We start from the raw sequence: 14,162 nt of genomic DNA, 5'->3' as shown, positions 1-14,162 counted from the left end.
CTAATTTTAAAGTTATAGAATATTAATATAATAAAGTACTTATAAAGAGGAGGTTACTCTATTAAAGCTAAGATTAGTTTTATGAGTGAATTTTTATGAGAAGAGAGTTAACTCCAAAAGAAGTAATTTATAATGAAGATTTTACTAGTGGGATAGGTGAGAAGGAATCCTATGGTAATGAATATCAAGGGGTTTTTAAGAAAATTGATGAAGCATTAAGCATAAATAAAGAAGGATTTAATGTTTACCTAATTGATGAATTTTCAAAACAAAAGCTTAAAGACATAATGGTACATCTAGAAGATAAAATGAAAAGTAGAGGTAAGCCTAAGGATATATGTTATGTTACCTTAGAAGATATTAGGGTTCCTAAGGTTATATTTCTAGAAAATGGAATGGGAGAAAGGTTAGATGAAACTTTAGAATATCTAAAATCTTTTTATTATGATGAAATATATGCTTTTTATAATTCTTCAATAAATAAAGAAAAGGAAGAGATTATAAATGATATACAAAAAAAGAGAAATTATTATATAGGGGACTTAATAAAGAGTGCAAAGGAAGAAGGATTTGATTTAAAAGCAACTTCTTCAGGCTTTGCATTTATTCCTTTAGTAGATGGAGAAGCTATGACAGAAGAGGAGTTTGATGATCTAGAAGAGAATAGTAAAGGGGATATTTCTATAAAGGCTGACAAGTTAAAAGAGGGAGCAGAAGGAGTTCTTGAAGAATTAAAAAATATAGAGTTAGATTCCATTGAAAAATTAAAGGGGATACTTAGAACCTATTTAGAAAATGAATCAGCAAGTGTTAAAGAAAAAATAAAGGATAATTTTAAAGATGAGAATGAAGCTTATAACTATCTTATAGATGTTTGTGAAAGTTTAGAAAACCTATTGATTGATAATTACACAATAAACTTTGATGATGATGAAGAAAAGATAAATGAGATTATTTCAAAGTATGTTTGTAATATCATAAAAAACAGCAAGGGGCAAGAGGCTCCTAAGGTTATTTTTGAAGAAGATCCAAGCTTAAATAATCTTTTAGGAACTATAGAGTATGAAAATCATAATGGTGTGTATTCAACTGATGTAAAACTTATAAAATCAGGTTCATTACTTGAAGCAAATGAAGGGTGCATAATACTTAGGTTAAGTTCTTTAGTTAATAATGCAAATAGCTATTATTATTTGAGAAGGGCGTTACTTCATGGAAAGATAAATTATGATTTTAATAGAGGATATTTAGAAGTGCTTTCATTAAATGGGTTAAATCCAGATCCAATACCTATTAAGGTAAATGTAATTTTAATAGGAGATTTTGAAAGTTATGATATTTTGTATAACCATGATGAAGACTTCAAGAAAATATTTAGGATTAGAGCTGAATTTTCAAACTTAATAGGAATAGATGAAAATAAAAAATCTTTGGTAGATCTTGTTGATAAAGTCATAATAGATAATGATTTAATAAAGATCTCTACTTCTGGAATTAATGCTATTGGAAAACAATTAGCAAGAAAAGCTGGAACAAGGAAGAAAATTCTTTGGGATATTGATGAAATAGAGAGAGTATTACTTCTTGGAAATGAAGAGGCAAAAAATAATAATAAGTCATTGATAGATAAGGATTCAATAGAAGCGGTTGTAAATCAATGCAGTGAAATTGAAAAAGATTATTTAGAAATGTATGAGGAAAAGAAGATAATTTTAGATATAGAAGATAGAATTATTGGAAGTGTAAATGGATTGTCTGTTATAGATTTTGGTTATATGAGCTTTGGAAAGCCTATGAGAATAACTTGTACTTGTTATAAAGGTAGCGGAAAAATTATGGATGCACAAAGAGAAAGCAATTTAAGTGGAAACATTCATAATAAATCTTTAAATATTCTAAGAGGCTTTTTAAGTAGCTTCTTTAATTCTTATGAAGCTTTACCTGTTGACTTTCAACTAAGTTTTGAGCAGCTTTATGGAAAAATAGAAGGAGATAGTGCTTCTGTGGCAGAAGTAATTGCTATGATTTCTTCTTTAAGTAAAATACCTGTAGATCAAAGCATTGCAGTAACAGGTTCATTAAATCAATTTGGACAGGTGCAACCAATAGGTGGAGTAAATGAAAAAATAGAAGGATTTTTCAATGTATGCAAAAAAATTGGCACTTATATTGGAAAAGCTGTTTTAATACCAGAAAGCAATAAAGATGAGCTTATATTAAATAGTGAAATAGAAGAGGCTGTGAGAAAGGGTGAATTTAAGATATATCTTATGAAAGATATAAATGAAGCTCTTAGTACATTGCTTCTAAATGACACTATGCCTCTTGAAGATATAGGAAATAAAATTAGTGAAGAAATTAAAAAATTTAAGGACAATTAATATCTTATTAAGCCTATAGAGTTTGTTTCTATAGGTTTAATTTATTTTAGTATTATTTGACATAAATAATTAAAATATGTTAAAATATGGAAAAGAAGCTGTGTGGGAGGTGTAACTCTATAAGAGTGATTGTATGTGGTTAGATTTTGAGAAAATAGGAAATGTTTTAGTTGTAAGTTTAATTGGAGAATTAGATCATCATAGTGCAGAAGAAGTAAGAGTAAAAATTGATGATAGGATTAGTAGAGAAAATATAAGAAAGCTTGTATTGGATTTTTCAGGTGTAACTTTTATGGATAGTTCAGGAATTGGTGTTATTATTGGAAGGTATAAAAAGATAAGTATGCGTTCAGGTGAAGTTAACATAATATCTGTAAGTAAAAGCATAAAAAGAGTTTTTGAGTTATCTGGAATATTTAAGATAATAAAGTATTACGAAAATTTGGATGAAGCTCTAAAAGTGGGTTAATGGAGGGTTAGATATGGATAATAAAATGAGATTAGAGTTTTTGGCTAAATCTGAAAATGAAGGATTTGCAAGGGTGAGTGTATCAGCTTTTATTGCTCAGTTAGATCCAACTATTGAAGAATTAACTGATATAAAGACTGCTGTTTCTGAGGCTGTAACAAATGCTATAATTCATGGGTATGAATGTGATGAGAGCAAAGTGGTTATTATTGAGGCTAGTATTTGTGAAGATGAAATAAGTATAACTGTAGAAGATAATGGTATAGGAATAGAAAATTTAGAAGAAGCAAGAGAACCCTTATATACATCTAAACCAGAATTAGAGAGATCAGGTATGGGATTTACTGTTATGGAAACATTCATGGATTCTTTAGAAGTTTATAGTGAAAAGGATAAGGGTACAAAAATAATAATGAAGAAAAAAATGAATACATAGGCAGGTGAATAAAGTCTATGGATATAAGTAGTATTGAGAAAGATAATTTTAATTATGACAAAAATACAACTCTCATAGTCATGGCTAAAGAAGGAAATAAGGAGGCAATGAATAAGCTTATAGAAGTTAATACTCCTTTAGTTTCTTCAATATGCAAGAGATTTACAAATAGAGGGTATGACTATGAGGATATATTTCAGATTGGGTCAATGGGATTAGTTAAAGCTATAAACAACTTTAATGATAGTTTTAATGTTAAATTTTCAACTTATGCTGTGCCTATGATTATAGGTGAAATAAAGAGATTCTTAAGGGATGATGGAATAATAAAAGTAAGTAGAAGCACTAAGACTTTAGCTAAAAAGCTTCATTACAATAAGGAAGAACTAATAAAAAAATTAAATAGGGATCCTACTGTAGATGAATTAGCTGAATACTCTGGTGTTGATAAGGAAGAGGTAATAGTAGCCTTAGAATCAGCAAGCAGTATGCAATATCTATATGACACTATACACCATGATGAAGGAACACCGGTTCTCTTAATAGATAAACTTAGTGAGAAGGGTGAAGATGATGACATGGTTAATAAAATAGCTTTAAGAGAGGCTATTAGTTCATTAGATTCAAAGGGTAAGCAAATCATAATGCTTAGGTATTTCAAGGATAAAACTCAAATTCAAGTTGCAAAAATGCTTGGTATAAGTCAAGTTCAAGTTTCTAGAATAGAGAAAAAGGTACTAAAAATTATGAAAGAAAAATTAGAAGAGGATTGATTATAAATGAAATGTTTTAGGAGCATTATTTTATGTGAAAGTAATCATATAAAATAATGCTCATTTTTTTGTATAGATTAAAAATAAGAACAAATAATATAAGTATATTTTAATAGAAAAGGGTGATTAATATAGCTATGTATGAAAATGACAAAAAAATAAGGACTAAGTTTGATCAACTTGAACAACAAATAAGACCAAAACCAAAGCTTCTTAGAAATTGTATAATGGCATTTATAGTAGGTGGATTAATTTGTGTAATAGGACAATTTGTGAGAAATACTTTTTTATACTATGGCTTCACAGAAGAACAAGTTAGTAGTTTAACACCTATGACTATGGTTTTTTTAGGGGCTCTTTTAACAGGTCTTGGAATATATGATAGAATAGCTGCTAAGGCTGGAGCAGGTACTATAGTTCCTATTACTGGTTTTTCAAATGCCATGGTGTCACCTGCCATAGAATTTAAAAAAGAAGGATTTGTAATGGGAGTAGGTGCTAAAATGTTTACTATTGCAGGTCCTGTTTTAGTTTATGGTACAGGAACCTCTGTAATAGTTGGACTAATATATTACTTATTACTTAGATTTGGAATTGTGGGGTGATAAGAATGAGTAATGATACAAAAAGAGTAGGATCTCAAACAATAGAATTAAAAAGTAAACCTAGAATAATAGCTACATATAGTGTGGTTGGTCCTAGAGAAGGTCAGGGGCCTTTAAAAGAATATTTTGATAAAATATTGCAAGATGACTGTAATGGATGTGAAAGCTTTGAAAAGGCTGAAAGTAGTTTAATGATAACTGCTATAGAAGGAGTAATTAAAAAAGGGAATGTAAAAGAAGAGGATGTAGATTATCTTTTTAGCGGTGATTTATTAAATCAGTTAACATCAACAAACTTTGTTGCTAGAGAATTTAAGATTCCTTTTTTTGGAGTGTATGGAGCTTGTTCTACTATGGCTGAATCATTAAGTTTATCATCAATGATTATGGATGGTGATTTTGCAAAGTATGCAATTGCTTCTACATCCTCTCACTTTAGTTCAGCAGAAAGACAATTTAGATTTCCTTTAGAATATGGATGTCAAAGAAAAGAATATTCACAGTGGACTGTAACTGGTTCTGGAGCTATGCTTTTAGGAAAGTCAGGAGATTATCCTTATGTTACCCATGTAACCACAGGAATTGTTAAGGATTATGGAATTAAGGATGCAGATAATATGGGAGCTGCTATGGCACCAGCTGCTGTAGATACTATATATAAGCATTTTGTTGATACAGGAAGAAAACCTGAAGATTATGATGTAATAGCAACTGGAGACTTAGGGGCTGTAGGAAAGAAATTAACAGAGGAATTATTAAAAGAGTATGGATATGATATTAGTAAGGTTTATATAGATTGTGGAGAAAAGATATTTGATAATGAAAAACAAGGAACTTTTGCAGGTGGAAGTGGATGTGGATGCTCAGCCGTTGTAGCCTGTGGATATTTATATAGAATGTTAAAAGAGAAAAAGTTAAAAAGAGTTTTATTAGTTTCCACAGGAGCTTTATTAAGTTCTACATCTGCCTTACAAGGAGAAAGCATACCAGGAATAGCTCATGCTGTAGCTATAGAATATATTTAAACTAAGTTAGATATTTTGTGTGAATATTTTGTTATAAAAATTTAATAATGAGGAGATGAGAATTTTGCAAGATTACATAAATGCTTTTTTAGTAGGTGGTGCAATCTGTGTAATAGGACAGATATTAATAGATAAAACTAAACTAACACCAGCTAAAGTATTAGTTGCCTTTGTTTCAATAGGAACAATATTAGGAGCTTTAGGAATATATGAAAAGCTAGTCCAAATAGGTGGAGCAGGAGCTACAGTTCCATTACCAGGCTTTGGGTATGCCTTAGCTAAGGCAACTATAAAAGAAGTAAATGAACAAGGATTAATGGGAGCGTTTACTGGTGGATTAAAGGGTGCAGCAGGTGGAATAACTGCGGCTATTTTCTTTGGTTACTTAATGGCATTAATATTTAATCCAAAAACTAAATAAATGATTATAATTTCTATAAAAGGTCAATAATTTTTTCGAAGGAGAGATTCTATGAAAAAGTTTGAGAAAGTTATTGTAAATAGACCTTTAGGATTAATTTGTATTTTTACTATTTTAGGAATTATAACATACTATTTTGGTAGTTTTAACTTAATAGGTACAGCTTTTTTAGTTGTACCTTTAATTTTGTTTAGCTATCTTTTATTAGATATTGATAATTTTAATATAGGTATAATATTTTTCCTCATAGCTATTTTAAGTTGCACCATCTATTATGAGCCAAAATTTCAAAAAGAGGGTGTTCAAGAAATAAGAATAATAGAAGTTACAGATAAAGCTATAATAGGAAAGATAGATGGAAGAATAGTTGAAGTAAGAAATCAAAGTGGAAGTGAAATTGAATATGGAGAAAAAATATATGGAGTTTGTAAATTTAAGAGAGGAATTAATTTAGATAGAGGTCATGTTGGACAGGTTTTCTTAAAGAAAGTATTAAAAAGAGAAAAGGACTTAATCTATAAAATAAAAAATATACCAAAGAAGTATTATGAAAACTTAAGTGAAAATTTTTCATCCTCTGAAAGTGCACTTTTAAATGCTGTTTTATGGGGAGATAAAGAAAATTTAACTTATAATCAAAAGGATTTTTTATCAGATTTAGGAGTAATTCATTTAATATGTATATCAGGGTTTCATATAGCCTTACTTTTTTCAATAATTTATAAAAAGTTTTCTTTTAAGATAGCTTTAAGTATATGTACTATTTATGTAATTTTAGTTGGGGCATCTAGTTCAGCATTAAGAGCTTTAATTATGATAACTTTATTAAAGTCTTCTAAAAGGCTATTTAAGACCTATGACCCCTTAAGTTCTATATCATTAGGAGCAGTGATCTTACTTATTTATAAACCTTATAACCTTTTTAGCATGGGATTTTTATTATCATTTGGTGGAACCTTAGGCATAATTTTATTCTATAAAAATTTATTAGAGGGATTTTATATGTTACCACCAAAGTTAAATGAATACTTAAGCTTAGGACTGTCTGCGCAAGCTTTTATATATCCTATTTTGGTAATTGCTTTTGGAAAATTTTCTATTAACTTTTTAATATCAACCTTTTTAGTAACTCCAATAATAGTAATATTATTACAGATACTATTAATTTCTATTTTAATTGGTGGAAATTTAATTGGAGTTATAGTATTTTTAATAAATATAATATTCATGGTATTTAGGGGGATTTTAGTATTTTTAGATAAGGTAGTATGGGTTACCCCTTATTTATCCCCAGTATTTGCAATTGCTTATATGACTATGTTTTTATGGATTTACATGAGTCTTAAAGGATTTAAAAAGTTTAAAATAGGAGTTTATTTAGTTATACCTGTTTTGCTTTTAAATTTATATGTATTTGGAGCTAAAATTAGAGTTGTAGAGGATAAATGGAATAAGGCTATAGTTATAGAATCTGGATTTAAAAAAGTTGCCTTAGTAAACAATAATAGTGATTATTTTAAAAAATCCATAATGAAAAAGGAATATGTTAATGAGGTTATTTATTTGAAAAAAGAGTCTCAATTTGAACTGACAAAAAGATATTCAATATCCATAGAAGATAATTTTAATACCATAACTTTAATGCCAGAGAATAGTGATTATGATATAATTGATTTGATTCAAAAGAAAAGTGCGTATATACTTTAACTTATGTAAATAAGTAGCTGGGATTTGAAAGGTTGATATTTTAATGATAGATTTAGACGGTTTATATGAAAATTTGAAAAAAGGAAAGATAGAAAAAAGTTATATATTAGTTGGATTAGATGAGCTTTTAATTAAAGAAGGTATAGAAAATATAATTTATAATGTATTAGATGAAGGATTTAAGGATTTAAACCTAATTAGATTAGATGGTAATAACCTTAATTTTGATGATTTCATGAATGCTTGTGAAACATTGCCTTTTATGAGTGACAGAAAAGTAGTAGTTTTAAATAGAACTAATATATTTAGGGATAAACAAGATAAAGAAACTGAAAAATTATATAAGCAATGTGTAGAATATTTTCAAAATACACCAGAACATTGTGTTTTAATAGCATATACAACTTTAAAGGATAAAAGGGATAGAGTTAATAGATTAAGCAAACTAAAAAAGCTTGAGAAAAGCAGTTGTATAGTTTCTGTTGAAAAGTTAAAAGGGGCAAAACTGCAACAAAAGGTAGGAAGAATCTTTCAAAGATATAATAAAAACATAGGAAAAATAGAATTAAAGTACTTTTGTGACTCAGTAGAAAATAACTTTGATGTTATAGAAAGAGAAGTTGATAAAATAGTAAACTATGTAGGGGAGAGAGAAATAACTAGAAAAGACATAGATTTACTACTTCCTCCTAGGTATGAGGACGACATATTTGATTTAGTTGAGCTTATTTCAATTAAAAGAGCAAAGCAAGCCATAGACTTAATGGATGAATTAATAGGCAGAGGACAAGATCCTATATTTATACTAAGTCAAATCAGAGAGCAATTTCAAAAGTTACACAGGGTTAAAATAAGACTTTCTGAAAAGTATAGAATTGATGAAATAAAGAAAGATTTTTTAGAAGCTAGCAGGGTAAATTTACCTGACTTTGTAATAGAAAAATTTATTAATCAGAGTAAGAAGTTTTCTAATAAACAGCTTAATAAATGTATTAATCTATGTCTATATACAGAAAAGAAACTTAAGAGTAATTCAAACTTAAATAAAAAAACAGAGTTAGAACTTATGATTGTAAGTACTGTAATATAAAAAATCCAGATTAGATAATTCTAATCTGGATTTTTTACTTAAAGAAATACTTCTAATAAAAGAAAATGGTGTTAGAAATTCTAACACCCATATAATTAAGCCATAGCGTTTAACTTAGCAGCTAATCTTGATTTCTTTCTAGCAGCCATGTTTTTATGAACTACTCCTTTAGAAGCAGACATATCTAAAGCTCTAGCAGCTTCAACGTATAAAGTTGCAGCTTCTGCTTTGTTATTAGCTTCAACAGCTACTTCAAACTTCTTTATAGCAGTTTTAAGAGCTGACTTAATCATCTTATTTCTTAAAGTTTTCTTTTCAGTAACTTTTATTCTTTTCTTTGCTGATTTAATATTTGCCATTCTAGTTCACCCCCTTCAACTTTTATAGCGTATCTGCAGTTTTGGGGAATCTGCGTACGAGTTCATTATTAACAAAGGTAATTATAACATCATAAATATATAAGTTCAAGTCTTTTTTCGTGTTTATCGACATAATTATCATTTTTAAGGAGATTATATATAATATATCAATTTAAATTAAAAAGAGGTGGAAAAATGTACAATGTAAGAACTGATTTAGCTGTTGAAAGTAGAGAGATTTATAAACATAGATATAATAGGGAAATTGATGGGGTAGTTTTTGAAGAAAAGACTGTGGAAGAAGATATTAAAGTTACAAATGTTGACATATTAAATGAGGAAGGTGCTAAAGCTATGGGAAAACCTATAGGCAGATATGTTACCATAGATATCCCTGAGTACACTCATTATGATGGTGGCATTATGGATGAGGTTTCTCATGTGGTAGCAGCCTCCTTAGAAGAACTTATTAATTTACCAGAGGAGAGAACGGCTTTAGTAGTTGGGCTTGGAAACTGGAATGTTACACCTGACGCCATAGGACCTAAGGTTGTAGGAAAATTAATGGTAACAAGACATTTAAAGAAGGTTATGCCAGACATAATAGATGATTCAGTAAGGCCAGTTTGCGCTATAGCTCCTGGAGTTTTAGGTATAACAGGAATTGAAACTGGAGAGATAATAAAATCATTAGTTGAAAAGATAAATCCAGATTTAGTAGTTTGTATTGATGCCTTAGCTTCAAGAAAACTAGAAAGAGTGGCAAGAACTATTCAAATAAGTAATACTGGAATATCACCAGGGGCTGGAGTTGGAAATCATAGAATGCAAATAAATGAAGAAAGCTTAGGTATCCCTGTTATTGCCTTAGGAGTACCAACTGTTGTGGATGCAGCTACTATTGCAAATGATGCCATGGATTTAGTTTTAGATGAAATGATAAATCAAGCAGATGCTGGCAAAGAATTTTATAATATATTAAATAACATAGACAAGAATGAAAAGGGAATGATGATAAAGAGCCTTTTAGACCCTTATGTAGGAGACTTAATGGTTACTCCAAAGGAAATAGACGATATAATAGAATCAGTTTCAAAAATAATAGCAAATGGAATCAATATAGCCCTTCAACCTAATATGGTATTAGAGGATATAAATAAATTTTTAAACTAAGACTGAGTTTAAAATTAAAAGTTTTATTAAGATATTTTTTAGAATTATGAGTGAATTTGAAGAAGAATAAATTAAATATTTACCTAAAGAGAGTAACATAATATTTAACCTATCCTCATATAAATGAAAATATGAGGGAGGGGATAATGTGAGAGGTATTAATAAAAGAGAGATACCCATAGGAGTGATTGTTCTTTTATCTTTACTTATAATATTTATGTTTAGATTTATGAAGATTGCAGCAAGTAAAGACATGAGAGAGAATTTATCATATATACAACTTTTAAATGCAGGAATGCCTGTTGCAAAGGGAACATATTACGATGAGAATGCTTATTTAGAAAGTAATATTACATTAAAAAGTTTAGCCTTAGAAACTTTAAATATAAAGCCTCTAGATCCGATAGAGTTAGTAATGAATGAAGTGCCTTACTTTGGTGCAGTAAATAAAATAGCTTCAATTGATAAAGTTAATTATGTTTCTGCTGAAAAAGTATCTTCATTTGATTTAAATAAAGATAGTATAGATATAGTTTCTGAGGAAGAATCTAAGGAAAGTGCAGAATTAGAAGCTAGTAAAAATAGTGAAGTTTATGATCCAAGTTTAAAAAAGGAACTAGATCAGTCTAAGCCAGAGGTGCTTATTTATCATACTCATAATTCAGAGGGGTATACTGAGGAGAGAACTTCAAACAATGAAGAACATAACGTAGTTGGAGTAGGAACTTTAGTTGCAAAAGAACTTGAAGAAAACTATGGTATATCAGTTATTCATGATAAAACAAATCACTCAGCTTCATATGAGCAATCTTACAATAAATCTAGAGAGACAGTTAAAAAATATATTAATGAATATGATGATTTTAAGATGGTAATAGATATTCATAGAGATTCTGTTGGAGAGCATAACAAAAAGAATTTAACTGCTAATATAAATGGAGAAAGTTTAGCTAAGATTATGTTTGTTACAACTAAGAATAGCCAATATTTTAATGATGCTGAATCCTTGGCCTATAGATTTATTAATAAAGCCAATGAGCTTTTTCCTGATATTTTAAGAAGACAGGAAACCTTTAAGTATGATAGGGGAAAAAATGCGTTTAACCAACAATATAATAAGAATTCAATGCTTATTGAAGTTGGTGCAGAAGTAAATACTTCTAAAGAGGCTCAAGCTACAGCAAAGTATATAGCTAGATTAATAGCAGAAGAATTAAACAGAAAAAGTGAATAAAATAAAAGAATTTTGAACATCCTTATAGATAGTAATCTATGGGGGTGTTTTATTTTGAAAAAATTTATGACTATTCTAACTCTTGGCATAATAGTTTTTTCTATAATTTCTTGGGGGCTTATAGGTGTTAATATAGAAAATACAGAGGCATTTAATAATCAAAATTATGAATTAAGCGAAAAAGTTGATTATGATAGAATAAAAGAAGAAACAGGTATGGATTTAACTATATTTAGTGAAGACAATAGTCCTGTAAAAATATATGAAAATAAAGACGAGGTTTATTTAGTTTTTAAAGAACATACTTTAAACTTAAGTAAAGGCTTATTTGGTAACATACTAATTGGTACCTTTAACCTAGTAAATAAATTAATAAATGATATTAATCAATTTATAGGAAACTATATAATAATGTAAAGTAAAGTATATTGACAGTTTAATGGCACATTGTGATATAATGTAACTTGACTTATTCTACAATGTGGGGGTGAAAACTGTTCAAAAACTTTTTAAATAGTTTAGAGAGCAGGTTTAGATATGGATAAAAAGAAGTATATAAGAAACTTTTCAATCGTAGCTCATATAGATCATGGTAAATCAACATTAGCAGATAGACTTTTAGAGAAAACTGGAACATTAACTCAAAGGGAAATGGAACAGCAAGTATTAGATACTATGGAGCTTGAAAAAGAAAGAGGAATAACAATAAAGTCTCAAGCAGCAAGACTTATCTATAAGAGAGAGAACGGCGAAGAATATATATTAAATCTTATAGATACTCCAGGTCACGTAGACTTTACATATGAAGTTTCAAGAAGCTTAGCAGCTTGTGAAGGTGCTATTCTTGTAGTAGACGCTACTCAAGGGATACAGGCTCAAACTTTAGCAAACTGTTACTTAGCATTAGATAATGATTTAGAAATAGTACCTGTTATAAATAAGGTTGACTTAGCTAGTGCTAGACCAGATGAAATAAAGCAAGAAATAGAGGATGTTATTGGAATAGAAGCAGAGGATGCACCTTTAGTATCAGCTAAAACTGGATTAAACATAGAAGATGTTTTAGAAGAGATAGTTGAAAAAGTTCCAGCACCAGAGGGAGATGAAAATGCTCCACTTAAAGCTTTAATATTTGATTCATACTATGATAGTTACAAAGGAGTTGTATGTCATATAAGAGTTAAAGATGGTAAAGTTAAGCCTGGAACAAAAATTAAACTAATGTCAACAGACAAGGTTTATGAAGTAGTTGAAACAGGAGTATTTACACCAGCTTTAATGCCTTTAAAAGAAGGATTAAGTGCAGGGGAAGTTGGATACATAACAGCTTCAATAAAGAATGTTAGAGATGCCAGAGTAGGTGATACTGTAACAGAGGCAGCTAGACCAACAGAGGAGGCATTACCAGGATATAAACCAGCTATACCAATGGTTTACTCAGGTATATACCCAGTTGATGGAGCTAAGTATGAAGAATTAAAAGAGGCATTAGAAAAGCTTCAAATAAATGATGCTGCATTATCATTTGAACCGGAAACATCAGTAGCTTTAGGATTTGGATTTAGATGTGGATTCTTAGGATTATTACACATGGAAATAATTCAAGAGAGAGTTGAAAGAGAATTTAACTTAGATATAATTACAACTGCACCATCAGTTATATACAAAGTAACTAAGACAAATGGAGAATCTTTTGATTTAACAAACCCAACAAACCTTCCTCCAATGACAGAGATTGCATACATGGAAGAGCCTGTTGTTAAGGCTTCAATTATAACTCCAACTGATTACACTGGAGCTGTAATGGAATTATGCCAAGATAGAAGAGGTAAATTCATAGATATGCAATACTTAGAGGAAACAAGAGTTGTTATACATTATGAAATTCCATTAAATGAAATAGTATATGACTTCTTCGATACTCTTAAATCAAAAACAAGAGGATATGCTTCATTAGATTACGAATTAAAAGGATATGAGCAATCAAAACTTGTTAAGTTAGATATTTTATTAAATGGAGACAACGTAGATGCTTTATCTATGATAGTTCCAGAAGTTAAGGCTTATCAAAGAGGTAGAGCTATAGCTGAAAAACTTAAAGAAATAATTCCAAGACACATGTTTGAAGTTCCAATTCAAGCAGCTGTAGGTTCAAAAATTATAGCTAGAGAAACTGTTAAAGCTATGAGAAAAGACGTATTAGCTAAGTGTTATGGTGGAGATATTTCAAGAAAGAAAAAACTTCTTGAAAAACAAAAAGAAGGTAAGAAGAGAATGAGACAATTAGGAACAGTTGAAGTTCCTCAAGAAGCATTCATGTCAGTTTTAAAAGTTGACTAATTAATTTCTTTATATAGAGGCAATGATGAATAGTATTAAGTATTTATCATTGCCTTTTTTTTAATACTAAATAATAGGAATTAAATTTTTTTTGTTATTTTTATAAAGGTTTTTAAATATTTTAGAATTAGCTTATTTTTAGATACATT

14 protein-coding genes are annotated in these 14,162 nt (G+C 29.2%); 13 read left to right on the top strand and 1 reads right to left on the bottom strand.

The features are described from left to right. Positions 1-95: 95 nt before the first annotated feature. From CPF_RS11240 to holA, 9 genes are all read left to right on the top strand, one after another. Positions 96-2,381: an AAA family ATPase gene (locus CPF_RS11240; RefSeq protein WP_011591036.1), complete on the top strand. Its 2,286-nt coding sequence runs from the start codon at positions 96-98 to the stop codon at positions 2,379-2,381. A 133-nt stretch (positions 2,382-2,514) separates the two neighbouring features. Beyond that, entirely contained in the window at positions 2,515-2,850 is a 336-nt protein-coding gene (spoIIAA, locus tag CPF_RS11235; RefSeq protein ID WP_003451156.1) for an anti-sigma F factor antagonist, read from the top strand. A 13-nt stretch (positions 2,851-2,863) separates the two neighbouring features. Next, positions 2,864-3,286 (top strand): anti-sigma F factor, encoded by a 423-nt coding sequence (gene spoIIAB / locus CPF_RS11230; protein WP_003451402.1) that lies wholly within the window; start codon positions 2,864-2,866, stop codon positions 3,284-3,286. A 17-nt stretch (positions 3,287-3,303) separates the two neighbouring features. Then, positions 3,304-4,059, top strand: a complete 756-nt coding sequence (sigF, locus tag CPF_RS11225) for an RNA polymerase sporulation sigma factor SigF (RefSeq protein WP_003454713.1) — start codon at positions 3,304-3,306, stop codon at positions 4,057-4,059. A gap of 137 nt (positions 4,060-4,196) precedes the next feature. Beyond that, positions 4,197-4,664 (top strand): stage V sporulation protein AC, encoded by a 468-nt coding sequence (gene spoVAC, locus CPF_RS11220; RefSeq protein ID WP_003454910.1) that lies wholly within the window; start codon positions 4,197-4,199, stop codon positions 4,662-4,664. Positions 4,665-4,669: 5 nt separating this feature from the next. Then, positions 4,670-5,689 carry a stage V sporulation protein AD gene (gene spoVAD / locus CPF_RS11215; RefSeq protein ID WP_011591035.1) on the top strand — a complete coding sequence of 340 codons (1,020 nt, stop codon included), beginning with the start codon at positions 4,670-4,672 and terminating at the stop codon, positions 5,687-5,689. A gap of 55 nt (positions 5,690-5,744) precedes the next feature. After that, on the top strand, positions 5,745-6,110 hold the full coding sequence (gene spoVAE / locus CPF_RS11210; RefSeq protein ID WP_011010735.1) for a stage V sporulation protein AE: 366 nt from the start codon (positions 5,745-5,747) through the stop codon (positions 6,108-6,110). A 51-nt stretch (positions 6,111-6,161) separates the two neighbouring features. Then, entirely contained in the window at positions 6,162-7,817 is a 1,656-nt protein-coding gene (locus tag CPF_RS11205) for a ComEC/Rec2 family competence protein (protein ID WP_011591034.1), read from the top strand. Between the two features lie 43 nt (positions 7,818-7,860). Then, a complete protein-coding gene (holA, locus tag CPF_RS11200; protein WP_011591033.1) occupies positions 7,861-8,907 on the top strand; it encodes a DNA polymerase III subunit delta in 1,047 nt (348 codons plus the stop codon). Positions 8,908-9,002: 95 nt separating this feature from the next. Here the strand turns inward: holA and rpsT are convergent, their stop codons facing one another. After that, complete coding sequence (gene rpsT, locus CPF_RS11195) at positions 9,003-9,266, bottom strand: 30S ribosomal protein S20 (RefSeq protein WP_003451389.1); 264 nt, start codon at positions 9,264-9,266, stop codon at positions 9,003-9,005. A gap of 195 nt (positions 9,267-9,461) precedes the next feature. Between rpsT and gpr the strand changes: the two genes are divergently transcribed. From gpr to lepA, 4 genes are all read left to right on the top strand, one after another. Beyond that, the gene (gene gpr, locus CPF_RS11190; protein ID WP_003455049.1) at positions 9,462-10,439 is read left to right on the top strand and encodes a GPR endopeptidase; all 978 of its coding nucleotides are present in this window, start codon (positions 9,462-9,464) and stop codon (positions 10,437-10,439) included. A gap of 148 nt (positions 10,440-10,587) precedes the next feature. After that, positions 10,588-11,673 (top strand): stage II sporulation protein P, encoded by a 1,086-nt coding sequence (locus CPF_RS11185; protein ID WP_004457777.1) that lies wholly within the window; start codon positions 10,588-10,590, stop codon positions 11,671-11,673. A 54-nt stretch (positions 11,674-11,727) separates the two neighbouring features. Then, entirely contained in the window at positions 11,728-12,090 is a 363-nt protein-coding gene (locus CPF_RS11180) for a hypothetical protein (protein ID WP_011591032.1), read from the top strand. Between the two features lie 120 nt (positions 12,091-12,210). Further along, on the top strand, positions 12,211-14,013 hold the full coding sequence (gene lepA / locus CPF_RS11175) for a translation elongation factor 4 (protein WP_003455062.1): 1,803 nt from the start codon (positions 12,211-12,213) through the stop codon (positions 14,011-14,013). Positions 14,014-14,162: the final 149 nt, after the last annotated feature.

Source organism: Clostridium perfringens ATCC 13124, from assembly GCF_000013285.1.
Lineage (GTDB): Bacteria > Bacillota > Clostridia > Clostridiales > Clostridiaceae > Sarcina > Sarcina perfringens.
This window is presented reverse-complemented; position numbering and strand designations above follow the sequence as displayed.